This is a genomic window from Nesterenkonia sp. Act20 (genome assembly GCF_019173455.1).
In the GTDB taxonomy this organism is placed as follows: Bacteria; Actinomycetota; Actinomycetes; order Actinomycetales; family Micrococcaceae; genus Nesterenkonia.
On the sequence record NZ_JADPQH010000001.1, the window covers coordinates 1,264,876 to 1,280,026 of the forward strand.

Annotated in this window: 13 protein-coding genes; 4 read left to right on the forward strand and 9 right to left on the reverse strand. The window is 67.5% G+C overall.

The features are described from left to right. Positions 1–14: 14 nt before the first annotated feature. Entirely contained in the window at positions 15–392 is a 378-nt protein-coding gene (gene fliW / locus IY716_RS05855) for a flagellar assembly protein FliW (RefSeq protein ID WP_218220623.1), read from the forward strand. A gap of 196 nt (positions 393–588) precedes the next feature. Further along, positions 589–861, forward strand: coding sequence for a CrcB family protein (locus IY716_RS05860; RefSeq protein WP_218220624.1), 273 nt, complete (start codon positions 589–591; stop codon positions 859–861). A 13-nt stretch (positions 862–874) separates the two neighbouring features. Here IY716_RS05860 and IY716_RS05865 read toward each other — a convergent pair whose 3' ends face one another. The 5 genes from IY716_RS05865 to IY716_RS05885 form a co-directional block, all read right to left on the reverse strand. Continuing rightward, entirely contained in the window at positions 875–1,735 is an 861-nt protein-coding gene (locus IY716_RS05865) for an ABC transporter permease (RefSeq protein WP_218220625.1), read from the reverse strand. Further along, positions 1,732–2,508, reverse strand: a complete 777-nt coding sequence (locus IY716_RS05870; RefSeq protein WP_218220626.1) for an ABC transporter permease — start codon at positions 2,506–2,508, stop codon at positions 1,732–1,734. The genes IY716_RS05865 and IY716_RS05870 overlap by 4 nt, the downstream gene beginning before the upstream one ends. A gap of 8 nt (positions 2,509–2,516) precedes the next feature. Next, the gene (locus tag IY716_RS05875) at positions 2,517–3,389 is read right to left on the reverse strand and encodes an ABC transporter ATP-binding protein (protein ID WP_255316442.1); all 873 of its coding nucleotides are present in this window, start codon (positions 3,387–3,389) and stop codon (positions 2,517–2,519) included. 9 nt (positions 3,390–3,398) lie between these two features. Continuing rightward, a complete protein-coding gene (locus tag IY716_RS05880; RefSeq protein ID WP_218220627.1) occupies positions 3,399–4,469 on the reverse strand; it encodes an ABC transporter substrate-binding protein in 1,071 nt (356 codons plus the stop codon). Between the two features lie 114 nt (positions 4,470–4,583). Continuing rightward, complete coding sequence (locus tag IY716_RS05885; protein ID WP_218220628.1) at positions 4,584–5,993, reverse strand: amidohydrolase family protein; 1,410 nt, start codon at positions 5,991–5,993, stop codon at positions 4,584–4,586. A 178-nt stretch (positions 5,994–6,171) separates the two neighbouring features. Between IY716_RS05885 and IY716_RS05890 the strand changes: the two genes are divergently transcribed. Continuing rightward, entirely contained in the window at positions 6,172–7,215 is a 1,044-nt protein-coding gene (locus IY716_RS05890) for an XdhC family protein (protein ID WP_218220629.1), read from the forward strand. Between the two features lie 3 nt (positions 7,216–7,218). Next, entirely contained in the window at positions 7,219–11,217 is a 3,999-nt protein-coding gene (locus tag IY716_RS05895) for a molybdopterin cofactor-binding domain-containing protein (protein ID WP_218220630.1), read from the forward strand. Here the strand turns inward: IY716_RS05895 and IY716_RS05900 are convergent. The 4 genes from IY716_RS05900 to IY716_RS05915 are packed head-to-tail and all read right to left on the reverse strand — an operon-like array spanning position 11,193 to position 15,103. Continuing rightward, positions 11,193–11,891, reverse strand: a complete 699-nt coding sequence (locus tag IY716_RS05900) for an NTP transferase domain-containing protein (protein ID WP_218220631.1) — start codon at positions 11,889–11,891, stop codon at positions 11,193–11,195. The two genes, IY716_RS05895 and IY716_RS05900, sit on opposite strands and share 25 nt — an antisense overlap. A gap of 13 nt (positions 11,892–11,904) precedes the next feature. Next, positions 11,905–12,153 (reverse strand): helix-turn-helix domain-containing protein, encoded by a 249-nt coding sequence (locus IY716_RS05905; protein WP_218220632.1) that lies wholly within the window; start codon positions 12,151–12,153, stop codon positions 11,905–11,907. Positions 12,154–12,182: 29 nt separating this feature from the next. Beyond that, on the reverse strand, positions 12,183–13,616 hold the full coding sequence (gene allB, locus IY716_RS05910; RefSeq protein WP_218220633.1) for an allantoinase AllB: 1,434 nt from the start codon (positions 13,614–13,616) through the stop codon (positions 12,183–12,185). Beyond that, the gene (locus IY716_RS05915) at positions 13,613–15,103 is read right to left on the reverse strand and encodes a uracil-xanthine permease family protein (protein WP_218220634.1); all 1,491 of its coding nucleotides are present in this window, start codon (positions 15,101–15,103) and stop codon (positions 13,613–13,615) included. The genes allB and IY716_RS05915 overlap by 4 nt, the downstream gene beginning before the upstream one ends. Between the last annotated feature and the right edge of the window lie 48 nt (positions 15,104–15,151).

Genomic DNA, 15,151 nt, shown 5'->3' on the forward strand with positions numbered 1-15,151 from the left:
ACGGCCCGGCTGCGATGACGAGTATCCATTTCCCCGCCTCACTCCCCGGGCTGGAACCCCTGAAGGACTTCACGCTTGCCGAGGTGGACGGCTCGACCGGGCTGTACTCCCTGGATGCCACCGAGCTCCCCGAGGTCAGACTCTTCCTGCTGGACCCTGCCGTGCACCTGCCCGACTACTCCCCCCGCACGCAGGGCCAGCTCAGCGCGCTGGGAAACCCCCGGTCGGAGGACGTTCGCGTGCTGGTCATCGTCAACACCTCCGACGGCGCGCCCCACGTCAATCTGCTGGCGCCCGTTGTCCTGGACATCTCCCGCGCACAGGCGGCACAGGTCATCCTCGAGGGCCAGGATCTCCCCGTGCGTGCAGCGTTGCCTCAGCCCGCCGGGTGAAGGGCTTATAGTAGTGGCCAACACGGCGGTGGGGCTCGCCTTGAACCACGGCAACGGTGCCGTCAACGGTCCCTGGTCTCCTCAGTGAGGCTGGTTGCTGCCGTGTTTCTGCTCGACGGTCACCCGTGGGGCCCTTAGGCCGAGCCTTTCCGCAACGGGCTCGCCTCCGGGCAGTCCAGGACAGAAGGTGACAGTGATGAGCACTGATCTGACCTCAGCCATGACCCGGGCACCCCACGTCCACCCTGGGCTGATCGCCCTCGTCGCCCTCGGGGACACACCGCTGTTCAGCGCGGCCACCCTGGGCTTCTGCGGCGGGTACACCACCTTCTCTACGGCCATGGTGGAGACCGTGCGCTTCGTCCAAGGCGGAGACCACCTCAAGGCGCTGCTCAACGTACTCGGCACTGCCGTGCTGACCGTGACGGCCGCCGCTGGCGGCCTCGCACTCGCCGGGCTCATCCTGTGAACCGCCGAGCCGCTCAGGCCTCCTTGGCCATGTCATAGCGCGCCAGCACGAGGTTCTCCACCAGCTGCGCCACCATGTACAGCACCAGCGAGACCAGTGTGATCACCACGACCAGCGCCCACACCTGAGTGTTCTGAGACCGGCTGACAGCCGAGACGACCGCGTATCCGATCCCCTCCCCGGTGGCCAGCCACTCGGCCAGCAGCGCTCCGGTGAATGCTCCAGGCACCGAGATGCGCACGGCGGAGAAGAAGGCGGGAAGAGCCGAAGGCACTGCGACCTTGCGCAGCACGTCCCAGGTGGAGCCTCCGTAGACATGGACTACGTCCCGGATCTGCGGGGTGGCTGAGCGCAGGCCGAAGACGATGGTGACCAGGGCAGGGAAGAGCACCACGATTCCGCCCATGGCTGCGACCACCGCGGTGCCGCGTCCCAGCGCCAGGATGATCAGCGGAGCCAGCGCGATGAGCGGCACCGACCGCACGATCATGGCCATCGGCATCACTGCCGACTCCACGATGCGACTCATCACGATCCCCACCGCGACCACCGCCGCCGCAATCATCCCGGCGATGAACCCGATGGCCGCATCACGCATCGTGGCCAGGGTGAGCCCCCAGATCTCAGCACGGGTAGCGGCCGATTCCTCCTCCGCAAAGAGATGTTCATAGACATCCAACGGACCCTTGCCGACGAAATCCGAGACGTCGAAGACACTGAGCAGCCCGAGCCAGAGCACCAGGATGACGGTGAGCATGATGGCCGTGTTCGCCAGCGTGGTCAGCACCGTGCGGGTCAGGACTCCGAAGCGGCCCGCACGGGAGGACTGCACCCCGGCGGCCCGGGAGGCCTGGGTCTGCGTTGCCGCGGTCATACGGATGCCCCCTTCGACCATGGTGCCGCCACTCTTCCGATGAGCCCGAAGACTGCATAGGCCCCACCGGCCACCACTGCGCACATCAGGCCGATGGCCCACGCCCGTTCCACGTCAAGGTTCTGCTGCGCGATGATCAGCGCCAGGCCCACTCCCTCGCGGACGCCGCCCACGTACTCGCCGAGTATCGCGCCGAGCAGCGCGGCCGGCGCTGCGATCTGCAGTGCGTTGAGCATCGCGGGCAGCGCGGCGATCAGCCGCACTTTGCGCAGCTGGGTGAGTCGGGAGCCGCCATAGACCGTGACGACGTCGAGGCTCGCCGGGTCTGCTGACTTGAGCCCCAGCAGGGTGCCCACCACTGTGGTGAAGAAGACGGCGAGCACCGCCAGCGCCACGGCCGTCCCCGAGGGCTCCCCCGGAGAGGGCGCCCCGATGACGATGTAGAGCACCGGGGCCACCGCCACAATAGGGATGCAGTAGCTGATCACCGCGATCTGGGTGACCAGTCGCTCCGTCCAGGGGAGCACCAGCACCACTGAGGCCAACAGAATCGCAGCGAGGTTCCCCCAGAAGAAGCCGATGGCGGCCTCCTGGATCGTCACCGAGAAGTGCTGCCAGTAGAAGTCGAAGCCGTCCCGGGCAAGCGCGCCGACCACGCCGGCCGGTGAGGGGATGCGCGCTTCGGAGAGCACAGTCAGTGCCGCCACCCACCAGATCAGGATGATCCCGGCCAGGCCGGCCGCGCTGTAGAGCGCTGCGCGGCTTCGTGTCATCGCCGTGTTCATCCGGTCTGGCTCCCGGTCTCCTCGAGTCCAAAGAGCAGCTCCGATGCTCGGTCATGCAGCGCGTGGAACTCTGGGCTGCGCATCATGTCGGGGGTACGCGGACGTGGCAGATCGACCTCGATGACCTCAGCGATCCTGCCCGGGCGAGCACTCATCACCGCCACCTCATCCGAGAGGTAGATCGCCTCTGAGATTCCGTGAGTGACCATGAGCGTCGTCGCCGGCTTCTGCGTCCAGATGCGCAGCAGCTCATCATTCAAACGTTGCCGCGTCATATCATCCAGGGCTCCAAAGGGCTCATCGAGAAGGAGCACCGAAGGCTGGACGACCAGCGCTCGGGCGATGGAGACGCGCTGCCGCATACCCCCAGAGAGCTGTCCCGGCTTGGCCTTCTCGAACCCGGTGAGCCCCACCAGGTGGATCAGTTCGCTGACCAGGTCATCGTCGGGCTTCTGGCCCGAGACCTCAAAGGGGAGCCTGATGTTCGACGCCACGCTGCGCCAGGGCAGCAGGGCTGCGTCCTGGAACGCGATGCCCAGCTCACTGTCGCTGCGCAGTTGAGCCGGAGTCTTTCCATCCACCAGCGCAGTGCCCGCGGTGGGCTCCTCGAGACCGGCGAGTACGCGCAGCACTGTGGACTTGCCGCAGCCGGAGGGGCCGAGCAGGGAGAGAAAGCTGCCACGGTCGGTATGCAGAGAGACATCCTCGAGCGCGGTGAGTGTCTCTCCGCCGCCGAGTGCGAACGATTTGGTGAGTCCTTCGATCCGCAGCCCGGTGCCGGCGAGGGGCTCGCCCGCGCCGACACCGGAGGCGTCGCCGTGGGAGACGCCTCCGGCCAAGGATGCCTGCTGATCAGCTGCAGTCATCATGATGTCGGTTCACGCTCCGTCGGGGATCTCGGCGAGTTCGGGATTCTCCTCCAGCAGCTCTTCGAGCAGGGAGAGGTCGAAGAGCTCCTCGGCGGTGACGTCGACCCCGGCGCGTTCCAGGCTCTCCACGCTTTCGCTCTGCAGGTTCTCCGAAATGGTGAACAGACCGTTCTCCCGCACCTCATCGGTGACGACCAGGTCCACCTGTACCTCGGCCTGGCGGACCTCCTTCTCCATCTCGAGGTCGAGGTGCTCGCCGTACTGCTCCACCGCCAGTCGCGCTCCCTCTTCAGGGTCGCTGACCGCGTCCTTCCAGCCCTGAATCTCGGCTTCGAGGAAGGACTTGATGAGCTCGGGGTCCTCCTCGATCATCTCCTCCGTGGTGATGAAGGCCTCTGCGACGAAGGGCAGTCCGTTCTCGCTGAGCATCAGGTTGGTGACCTCATTGCCCATGAGCTCCACCGTGAGCGACTCATTGGTCACGAAGGCGAAGAAGCCATCGACCTCACCGTCGACCAGTGGGGCAGGATCGTATTCGACCGGGACCATCTCCACCTCTTCGGGATCGATGTCGTTGGCCTCCAGCAGCGCCTCGAACAGCGCCTCATTGCCGCCGGCCTGCACCCCGATGGTCTTGCCCACGAGGTCCTCGGGAGTGGCGATATCTCCGCCATCTGCCAGGGAAAGAATCGTGAAGGGGTTGCGCTGGTACTTCGCGCCGACGATCTTCAACGGTGCATCCTCCTCCGCGATGACCTGACCGGTTGCCACGGCGTTGGAAGTGCCGATGCTTGCCTCCCCGGAGGCCACCATGTTCTCGATGGGGCCGGGACCCGGAATGAACTCGACGGAGTCGAATCCGGCCTCCTCGTAGTAGCCGTTCTCCTTGGCGAAGAACTCTCCGGCGAACTCGGCATTCTCGATCCATGACAGCGCCAGGCTGATATCGCCGTAGCTCTCCTCCCCGCCACCTTCAGCCGCTTCGGACTCGTCACCTCCTGAACAGGAGGTGAGTGCGAGGATTCCGACAGCGGAGACGGCGGCAAGCCGACGACGGCGGGAGTGGGTTCCGGTGTTCATGTGGTGCTCCTTCATCAGTGGTGCAGTGGACGGTGCGAAGAGTGATCGGTGGTGCGGTCCTAGGTTCTGGTGCGGGCTGTGCGCTGCGGCGGCCTGCTCTCTGCCCGGGAGGACTCAGCTGACTCCCTGCATCTGCGCTGCGGCTCGCGCATGGCGGGGAAGCACATCGTCGAGCGCGCCCAGCTGGAGCTGGCCGGATTCCACGAGGGACTTTCCGGCGACCATGACGCACCAGCCGCTGGCAGGGCCCGAGCGCAGCCAGCCTTCGACGGGATCGGTGAGCGCGCCGGCCTGGGAGAGGGGCGCGGATTCCCAGATCACCAGGTCCGCACAGGCTCCAGGACGAAGGTGGCCGATCTCGTCGGCCCAACCGAGGTTCGCCGCGGATCCGCGAGTGGCCATGGACAGCGCCCCACGTGCCGACATCGCTGAGGGTCCGTTGCGATAGCGGGCCAGCAGCATCGCTCCGCGGGTCTCCATCCAGAGGTTCGCCGAGTCGGAGGAGGCCGAACCGTCGCAGCCGAGGCCCACCGCCATGCCCATAGAGCGCAGCGCCTGGGCGTCGGCGGTGTCACCGGCGAGGATCATGTTGGAGCTGGGACACTGCGTCGCGGTGACGCCTGCGGCCGCAAGTCGGCGATTCTCCTCCTCGTTGCCGTACACATAGTGCGCGACCCAGGACCGGGGCGTGGCCCAGCCGACGTCCTCGAAGTACTCCACGGGGCGCCGCCCGTAGACCTCCAGGGCGTAGGTGTCCTCGTCCTTGTCTTCAGCGAGGTGGGTATGCAGCCGGACGTCATGCTTCTCGGCGAGCTCGGCGGTCTTGCGCATGATCGACTCGCTGACCGAAAACATGGAACACGGCGCCAGTGCCACGCGGGTCATCGCGCCAGGTGTCGGGTCATGGAAGGTGGAGATCAGTCGCTCGGAATCGGCGAGGATGGTCTCCTCGTCCTGCACCACCGCCTTGGGCGGCAGCCCGCCGTCCTCCACGGAGCGGGTCATCGAGCCGCGGTTGGCCATGAAGCGGAAGCCGATCTCGGTGGTGGCCTTGATCTGGGCGTCGATCAGGTTCGGCCTCGGGTGCACATACATGTGGTCCGAGGAGGTGGTGCAGCCACTCAGCAGCAGCTCCGCGCAGGCCACATAGGTGGAGAGATAGGTGGACTCTTCGTCCAGCGCCGCCCAGCGCGGGTAGAGGGTGGTGAGCCATTGGAAGAGGCTCCCATTGATGGCCGGGGCGAAGGCCCTCGTGAGGTTCTGGTACATGTGATGGTGCGTGTTGACCAGACCCGGAGTGATGAGCCGACCGCCGGCGTCGATCACTCGCTCGGCCGCCGGAGGCTGCACCGACCTCGCCCCAGCACTGTGCACCCGCCCGGCATCGAGAGCGATCCACCCGCCGTCGATCTCCCGGCCGGCCTCCAGCGCCTCCTGCTGCGCCTCGGGTCCCTCAGTCGCGACGTCGAGCACGATATAGGCGTTGGTGATCAGCGTGTCGACGCGCAGTGCGGCGGGGGGCATTCGTCCTCCTGAAGTTGATTGACCCCAACCTATGAAACAGATGTTTCTTCCTTCACTCGGCTCGGTTACGGATATGTAAATGCCGGAGCGCGTAACGGCGCTGTAACCCGCGCTTGCCTAAGCTGGAGCACGATTCCAGCTCATGGCCGCAGCGCCGCGCACTCCCGGAGGAGGCACCATGCTCGACCGCATCACCTCCTACAGCTCCTGCCTCGACGACCCCGAACACTGGGCGATAGCAACAATCGTTTCGGTGCATGGCTCCTCGCCCAGCCCGGTGGGCACCTCGATGGCGGTCTCTGCCGACCTGGAGATCATCGGCTCACTCTCCGGGGGCTGCGTGGAGTCCTCGGTGGCCGCATCCGCCCAGGACGCGATCGCTGCCGGGACCGTCCGCCGGGAAGCCTTCGGACCCGACGGCACCCCGTTCGGTCAGGCTGGCCTCGGAATCGCGTTGACCTGCGGCGGCGAGATCGAGGTGCTCATCCAGCCCCTGGTGACCGCCGAGCTGGATACGCTGCGTGAGCTCGCGGAGCGGGATCCACACGTTCCGGCGGAACTGACTCGGATGGTGACAGATCACGCGGGGACCCGTCTGGTCATCCGGGAACAGCGCGCCGGCTCGCCGCGGCTCATTCTCAGCGGAGTCCATGACTTCTCCACCCAGCTGGCTCAGCTCGCACTGCAGATCGGCTGGAACGTCCACCTGGTGGAGATCCGCCCCGCCTTCGGCACGCCCGAGCGCGTCCCCACCGGAGCGCAGCTGCACCTGGGACACCCCGGCACGATCATCGCCGAGCTGCTGCAGGACGAGGCCGCGGCCTGGACCGGTGTGGTCGTGATGACCCACCACCCGGATCTCGACGTCCCGGTGCTGGACGCGGCGCTGAGTCTGGCGAACCGGGCGGACTGGGTCAACGATGCCGACGACGACGCAGCCCGCTGCTTTATCGGGGCCATGGGTTCACGCACCTCAGCGGCACGCCGAGACGCCGCACTGCGCGCCATGGGTCACAGCGAGGCCGCCCGCGAGCGCGTGGTCTCCCCGCTGGGACTGGACTTGGGCGCCGAGACGCCCGGAGAAGCGGCAGTCTCGATGCTCGCCGAGCTCCTCGCAGCGAAGAACTCCCAGACCAGTGCACAGCCGCTGAGCCTCAGCGAAGGACCGATCAATGCGTCTCGGCCGCGCAGCATCAGCATCATCAGAGAAATGGCAGTGTGAACCGTGGACATCACCAGTGTTGAGACGACCCTGAGCACCGCGGATCCGGAGGATTTCGAGCCCGGGGATTCCAGGCTTGCCGGAGGCACGGTGCTCTACTCCTATGGCTATGACTTCACGAACCCCGCCCCGCGCAGGCTTCTGGACATCACTGCTGCCGGGTGGGCACCCCTGACCTGGCACGAGCAGGACGCCGGTCAGGGATGGACGGGCTTGGAGATCGCCGCCACCACGACCATCGCGCAGTTCCACGCCGCCGCCTCGTCTCTGGCCGGGACCGGTGCCGAGGGGCTGCCCGGCATCAAGCTCATGGAGGCTGCCGCAGAGTGCTTCGTAGCCTCCTGGAAGGTGTGGAACAGCTCCACCGTGGGCGGCAATGTCGCTACTGCGCTGCCGGCGGGACCGATGACCTCCTGGCTCTCCGCCATGGAGGCTCAGGCTGTGATCTTTTCCCCCGGCGGGACCCGACGTACCGCGTTGGTCTCGGATCTGGTGCTCGGCACAGGGTCCACCGCCCTGGAGTCCGGCGAATTAATCCGCGCCTTCTTCGTGCCCGTCAGCGCGCTGGCGCGCCCCACGCTGATGGTGCGGGAATCGCTGACCCGCTACGGCCGGTCTGCCGCCCTGCTGCTCGCCTCCCCCCTCCCTGGTGGGGCCCACGGCACCGATCAGGTGCGTCTCACCATCACCGCCAGCACGGTGCATCCAGTGATCCTGCAGCTTTCCCGCGATGCTGCGGTGGACACCGGAGTGGCGGCCGCAGTGCGCGCCGGGGTCCCCGAGTCGACGTGGAATGACGATGTCCATGGCGACCGCGAGTGGCGCATCGAGGTCACGATCCGGCTCGCGCAGGAACTTGCAGAGGCGATCTTCAGCCAGGAGCGCGCCTCTGCACTCGCGCCACAGGGTGCGGAGGCATCCTCTGCCCAGGCGGAGCTCCCCGAGCCGACTCTGCTGAGCACACATGCTGCGGCCGGGCAGCCAGCCCAGCCAGCCCAGGTCACGGTGGACGGCAGGCAGCTCGCCTTGGACGCTGATCCCGGGCAGTGCCTGCGCACCTGGCTGCGGGACACCGGCGCGGCCGGGGTCAAACGCGGTTGTGACGCCGGAGACTGTGGGGCCTGCACCGTGCATCTCGCCCAGCCCGGGCAGAAGCCGACCGCGGTGCACAGCTGCATCGTCCCGGCGCAGCGCGCCGCGGGAACCGAGGTCACCACCGTGCAGGGGCTGAGTCCGGAAGCCACCGCCCAGGTGCTGTCCTCCCAGCAGGAAGACGGTGCATCACATGATCATGAGGCGTTCGCGGCCGCCCTGCATCCGACCCAGCGGGACTTCCTCGACTCTCACGGCTTCCAGTGCGGCTACTGCACCGCTGGCTACCTGATGACCGCCACCGCGGAGAGCCCGTACTCTCCCGGGCCCTCGCCCGCTGACACCAACCCTGGAGGTCCTGCCGAGCGCGAGACCGATGAATCGACCGAGACGGCCACCGGGACGACCCTGGACGCCGAGGACCCCGCGACGCTTCGTCGATTCAAGGGCAATCTCTGCCGATGCACCGGCTACTGCTCGATCAAGGATGCGCTCACGCAGACCCCACGGGTCAGCGCCGAATCAGGCCCCGGAAAGAGCCCGGCACCACCCGCCGGACCCGCCGTGGTCACCGGCACCGCTGCCTTCACCTTTGACCAGGCCGGCGAGCGACCCCCGGAGGATCCTCTGCACATCGTAGTGATCCGGTCCCCGCATGCCCACGCCCGGATCCAGAACATCGATGCCCGGGCAGCCCTGGACGCGCCCGGAGTGATCGCCGTGCTCACCCACGAGGACGCCCCCGCTGAGCTCTACTCCTCCGCTCAGCACGAACTGGTGGAGGATGACCCCGCGGACACCCGGGTGCTCGATGACGTGGTCCGCCACGTGGGGCAGCGGGTCGCCGTCGTCGTCGGGGAATCTCGTCGACAGGCCGAACGCGCCGCGAAGCTGGTACAGGTGGACTACGAACCGCTTCCCGCAGTGCTGGATCCACGGACTGCACAGGACACAGGGGCCGCTGCGGTCCACGCGGGAAAGGACTCCGCCACGCACCGGATCCTCGCCCCGAAGAGGAACCTCGTGGCCGTCGCCTCCAGCTCCCACGGCCAGGCCGAGCAACAGCTCGCCTCGCTCCAGCCCTCTGAAGGCGCGGCACTGTCCACGGGTGAAACGGGCACCTCCTACACCGGCAGCTTCGAGACCCACCGGACCTCGCATGTGGCACTGGAGACCCACGGCTGCCTGGGGTGGATCGATGAGCTGGGCCGTTTCACGCTGCGTTCCTCCACGCAGGTTCCCTTCCTGGTGCGGCGCACCCTGTGTCGGATCTTCGGTCTCGCGCCGGAGGCGGTGCGCGTCTTCGCGCCGAGGGTGGGTGGGGGCTTCGGCTCCAAGCAGGAGGTGCTCACCGAGGATCTGGTGCTTCTGGTGCTGCGCACTCTGCATGAGCGCGGAATCGACCGGCCGGTGCAGCTGGAGCTCACCCGTTCGGAGGCCTTCGCAGCGACCACCACGCGTCACCCCTATCTGATCGACGTCTCGGTGGGAGCCGACGCTGAGGGCGCGCTGCAGGCCATGCAGCTGCGGGTGCTCTCCGACACCGGGGCCTACGGCAACCATGGGCCCGGGGTGATGTTCCACAGCGTGACCGAGTCCATGCAGCTCTACTCGGCCCCGCATAAGCAGGTGCACGCCGAAGTGGTCTACACCAACAATCCCCCGGCGGGCGCCTTCCGCGGCTACGGACTGAGCCAGACCCTCTTCGCGGTGGATTCGGCGATGGACGAGCTGGCCCACCGGCTGGGTCGGGATCCGCTGAGCTTCAAGGCGGCGAACATCATCGCCCAGGGTGAGACCCTCTTCGGCGCAGAACATGACGATGTGCTCGTGGAGGTGGACGGGCTGCAGCAGTGCCTGGAGATCATCGGCAAGGAGCTGCGCACCGGCGAGCTGAGTGCTGCGGAGCTGGCAGAGTGTGAGGGTCTGCTTGCGGAGGAGCGTCACGGTGCTCTCGAGGCAGCGCCCAGCGACGGTCCCGATGAAGCGCCCGACGGCGCGAAAGCTGGCCTTTCGCTCGGGGACTGGGCGGTGGGCACCGGCACCGCGGTGGCGATGATCGACACCGTGCCACCCAACGGGCATCATTCCCACGCCACCGTCGCCGCGCTCGGGTCCGGGCGCTACCAGCTCAAGGTCGGCACCGCGGAGTTCGGCAACGGCACCTCCACCGTGCACCGCCAGGTGGTGGCCGAGGTGCTGGGCACCACCGCCGAGAAGATCCACCTGGTCCAGGCCGACACGGACGCCGTGCGTTTCGACACCGGCGCCTTCGGCTCCACCGGCATCACGGTCGGGGTCAAGGCAGCCCATGCCGCCGCGGAAGATCTGCTCAAAAAGCTCTCCGCCAATCCGGAGGCGGACCCCGCCGGGCTCATCGGCGAGGGCACCTGGTCCGGCACTCCCCGCTCGGTCTCGTTCAACGTGCATGGTTTCCGGATCGCGGTGGACCGGCGCAGCGGGACCCTGCGCATCCTGCAGTCGGTGCAGGCCGCCGACGCCGGCGTGGTGCTCAATGAGGCGCAGTGCCGCGGACAGGTCGAAGGCGGTGTCGCCCAGGCGCTGGGCGCGGCGATGTTCGAGGAGCTGGAGATCGATCAGGACGGCGCCGTCACCACCGACATCCTGCGCAATTACCACATACCCCAGATGGCAGACGTGCCGCGCACCGAAGTCCATTTCGCCCAGACCCGCGATCCCATCGGACCCCTGGGTGCCAAGTCGATGTCCGAGGCACCGTTCAACCCTGTCGCACCGGCGCTGGGCAATGCGATTCGCGATGCCACCGGGGTCCGCATGACGCGCACGCCCTTCCGCAAGGACCGGATCGCGGCGGCCCTGCGGAACGCGGAGCTCAGCAAGTCCGGCCTCAGCGAGGCGATCTCTCAGTCCGAGATCTCTGGAGCCTGAGCGGCGCGCCACCGCAGCAGGTCCTCAGGCGTGTCGATGTCGGCGGCTTCGGCGCAGTCGGTGAGGTCGATGGCGTCGAGGAGCTCGGGATGGTCGCGCAGATACGCCCGGGCACCCTCGTCCTGCTGCGCGGCGGCTGCGGCGTCGAGAGCGGCGCGGATCTCGAAGACCACGGGGTGCGTGGGGCGTCCCTGAACCACACCGCGCGCAACGCGACCGGGACGGTGCGCGTCGAGGACCCTGCGCAGCGCCTCCGCCCCGATGCCCGGCTGGTCCACCAGAACGACGGCGACCCGGTCAGCCCGGCGGTCACGGGCAGCCTGGATTCCAGTGCGGAAGGACGCCGAGAGCCCTCGATGCCAGTTCGGGCAGACCACGACCTCCGGGGCTATGGCAGACGCTTCGCCCAGCGCTACCGCTTCGTCCAACACTGCGAGGGCCTCCTCGGCGCGGTGGCCCAGCACCAGCAGCGGGACAGTTCCTGCATCCGTCGCCGCCTGCACCGCGCGCTGCATCAGCGTTCTGCCGTGCACACTCACCAGTGCCTTACCTCGAGAACCGAGCCTGCTTCCCTCCCCTGCGGCGAGGATCACCGTCACCGTCCTCAGGGGTTCGGGGTCGGGCCCCAGGGCAGCCGGGCGCGGCACGAGCTGCTGTGGACCCGTCACTGCCATCTTGCACCCTCGCTCAGGCGCGCTCGTTGGCGGCTTGACCCAGCGCGATGAGCTTCTCTCCCAGACCGTAGCTGCGGTCGGCGAGCTGGCGGACATAGCCCTTGGCAATCATGGTGCGCAGCAGCCTGTGCGCGGTCGGCGCGGGAAGATGAGTCTGTTCTGCCAGTTCGCTGAGGCTCATCTGGCCACCGTGGGCACCGATGGCTTCGAGGATGTCGAACGCCCGGTCCACTGACTGCACCTTGCGTGGTCCCTCGGTCATGAGCCGCTCCTTGTCATCGGTCATGTGGATCAGCGCTTCATCACGCTGAGCGCAGGGTGGCCGGTGCCGCGGAGGAACTGTCCCACAGGGGCCAGTGCAGTGGTCGTGTCCCGGGCGGTGAACAGCTCGATGCCGCGCAGCACAGCTCCGATCACGGTGCCGGTGATCTCGAGATGCTCATAGGCAGAGATCGGATTCTTGTGCGCCAGTCCCACGGCGGAGACCACATTGGTCTCCAGCGGGTCATAGATCACCAGGTCCGCATCCTTACCCGTGGCGATGGTCCCCTTGCGAGTCAGCCCGGCCAGGGTGGAGGTGTTCTGGGCCATCCACCTGCTGACCTGCTCAAGTCCTATTCCACGCAGCCGAGCTTCATGGGCCACGGCGGAGAATCCCACCTGCAGCCCGGATATCCCGCCCCATGCCTGCTGCAGGTCAGGGGCTCCGCGGTGCTTCTCCTCGATCGTGGAGGGCGAATGATCGCTGACCACCGCGTCGATGAGCCCCTCGCGCAGTCCCTCCCAGAGCGCCTCCCGGTTGCCGGTGTCGCGGATCGGCGGGCAGCATTTGAACTCGGCGGCCCCATCCGGGATCGAGTCGGCGTCGAAGCAGAGGTAATGAGGGCAGGTCTCTACAGAGAGCGGCAGACCTTCAGCGCGGGCCGCGCCAATGATGTCCAGAGCACGGGCGGAGGCCAGGTGCAGGATATGTGTCCGGCAGCCCGTCTCGCGGACGGCTTCGATGAGATCGCTGATCGCTGCCACTTCGGCATCATGCGGGCGGGTGAGCGCCCAGTCCGCGTAGTGGCTGAGCCGGCGTCGTCGGCCGGTGACCTCGGTGGCACGTTCGATCGTCTCGGCATCTTCTGCGTGGACGATCACCAGACCGTCGAATCCGGCCACTTCGGCCATCGCCTCGCGCAGCTGCTCGCCGTTCACCGGTGGGAACTCATCCACCCCGGAGGGCAGCAGGAAGCATTTGAACCCGAAGGCACCGGCTTCCCAGAGGGGCCTGAGCTGGGCGGTGTTGCCGGGGATGATCCCTCCCCAGAAGCCGACGTCCACATAGGTCTGGCCCGCAGCGGCCTGCTGCTTGATCCGCAGCGACTCCACATCCACCGTGGGCGGGATGGAATTCAACGGCATGTCCACCACGGTGGTGACCCCGCCCAGTGCCGCCGCCATGGTGCCGGTGGCGAAGCCCTCCCAGCTGGTGCGGCCGGGCTCGTTGATGTGGACGTGGGTGTCGACGTTGCCCGGGAGCACCTGGTGGGCGGGCCTGACCACGGTCATCCCGGCGCCGGCGCCGACGTCGCTGGCTTTAACGATCTCGGCCCGCCGCCGACCTTCGCCCGGGCTCAGCCGATGGATCCGGGCGATCTCACCGTCGAGGATCTCCAGGTGCGCGGGAAGGAACTCTCCTTCGAGCAGCACCTGCTCGGCGATGAGGTGTCGCAGCGTCAACGTTCTGCCTCCTTCTCGGCGAGGGTCTCGGCCCCAAGGGCGGGGGCAACGTCTGTGGTCGGTCCAGCCGTTCCCGGCATCTCCGCTCCGACTTCGGCGACCTTCGGGGTGGTAGGGAGCACGGCGTTCAGGAGGACGGCGGCGAGCATGGCCGGCACGATGCCCGAGGTGAGCAGGAGCGCGATGTCCGGGTGGAAGGCGGCCGTGACCTCCTCGGAGGCGAAGGAGAATCCGATGCCCAGGCCCAGCGAGACGGCGACGATCAGCATGGCCCGGCGGTCGAGGACTTGGCTGCTGACCACCTGGATCCCTGCGGAGGCCACCATGGAGAACATCACCAGCACCGCTCCGCCGAGCACGGCGTAGGGGATGGTGCTGAAGAAGGCCGCGAACTTCGGCACGAACCCTGCCAGAAGCAGCATGCCCCCGGCCATGGCGACCACGAAGCGGCTCACGACGCCGCTGAGCACGACCACGCCGGTGTTCTGGCTGAAGGTCGTGTTGGGCATCGCACCGAAGAGCGCTCCCAGCGAAGTGCCCACCCCATCCGCCATGACGCCTCCGCTGAGCTGGCGGGAGGTGGGTGATGCCCCGACGGCGGTCCGGGAGACGGCGGTGAGATCTCCGATGGACTCCATCGAGCTGGCCAGCGCGATGACGGTGATCGCAATGATGGCGGCTCCGGTGAAGTCCATGCCGAAGTGCAGCGGGGTCGGGGCGAAGAACCAGTCCGCCTCGGCCACGGCGGCGAGGCTGACCATGCCGAAGGCTGCCGCCACGGCGTAGCCGGTGAGCAGACCGATCAGCACTGAGGCCACGGAGAGGAAGCCCTTGCCGAACTGGTTGCACAGCACGGTCACCACGACCACCAGGGCTGCGATGCCGAAGTGGAACAGCGCCCCATAGTCCCCGGCGCTCTGCGCCGGGGCACCGCCTGCGGCGTAGTCGATGGCGGTGGGCATGAGCTTGATGCCGATGATCAGGATGATGATGCCGCACACCAGGGGCGGAAAGAGCCGTGAGATCCAGTGCAGGGCACCGCCGAAGATCACCTGCACGAAGCCTGCGACGAAGGCGCCGCCGAAGACCGCCGCGATGCCGAACTCCTGAGCGATGGGAATCGCCACCGCCAGGAACGCGAAGCTGGTGCCCTGCATGACGGGCAGCCGAGATCCCACGGGCCCCAGACCCAACGTCTGCAGCAGCGTGGTCACACCCGAGACGATCATGGCCAGCTGCACCAGCAGCGTGGTCTCCCCGGTGGTCATCCCGATGGCGGTGGCCACGATCAGGGGAGGCGCCGCATTGCCGACGAACATGGCCAGCAGATGCTGGACCGCCAGCGGAGCTGCGCGGTGCAGCGGGGGCAGCTCATTGACCCGGGCGACCGCCTCGGCCGCAGTGACCTGCGAAGCAGTCGCGCCGCCGTGGGTCGAGCCCTCGGCCGTATCCGTGGTGTGAGGGGAGGCAGTGGTCTCGGCAGGCATAGGAGCAACTTCCTGTCACGGTGATGAACCGGCTTGTCTCCTACACGC

Excerpts from the sequence above, each read along its gene's own strand:
- fliW (WP_218220623.1), top strand. The coding sequence starts at position 15 with ATGACGAGTATCCATTTCCCCGCCTCACTCCCCGGGCTGGAACCCCTG.
- IY716_RS05860 (WP_218220624.1), top strand. The coding sequence starts at position 589 with ATGAGCACTGATCTGACCTCAGCCATGACCCGGGCACCCCACGTCCAC.
- IY716_RS05865 (WP_218220625.1), bottom strand. The coding sequence starts at position 1,735 with ATGACCGCGGCAACGCAGACCCAGGCCTCCCGGGCCGCCGGGGTGCAG.
- IY716_RS05870 (WP_218220626.1), bottom strand. The coding sequence starts at position 2,508 with ATGACACGAAGCCGCGCAGCGCTCTACAGCGCGGCCGGCCTGGCCGGG.
- IY716_RS05875 (WP_255316442.1), bottom strand. The coding sequence starts at position 3,389 with ATGATGACTGCAGCTGATCAGCAGGCATCCTTGGCCGGAGGCGTCTCC.
- IY716_RS05880 (WP_218220627.1), bottom strand. The coding sequence starts at position 4,469 with ATGAACACCGGAACCCACTCCCGCCGTCGTCGGCTTGCCGCCGTCTCC.
- IY716_RS05885 (WP_218220628.1), bottom strand. The coding sequence starts at position 5,993 with ATGCCCCCCGCCGCACTGCGCGTCGACACGCTGATCACCAACGCCTAT.
- IY716_RS05890 (WP_218220629.1), top strand. The coding sequence starts at position 6,172 with ATGCTCGACCGCATCACCTCCTACAGCTCCTGCCTCGACGACCCCGAA.
- IY716_RS05900 (WP_218220631.1), bottom strand. The coding sequence starts at position 11,891 with ATGGCAGTGACGGGTCCACAGCAGCTCGTGCCGCGCCCGGCTGCCCTG.
- IY716_RS05905 (WP_218220632.1), bottom strand. The coding sequence starts at position 12,153 with ATGACCGAGGGACCACGCAAGGTGCAGTCAGTGGACCGGGCGTTCGAC.
- IY716_RS05915 (WP_218220634.1), bottom strand. The coding sequence starts at position 15,103 with ATGCCTGCCGAGACCACTGCCTCCCCTCACACCACGGATACGGCCGAG.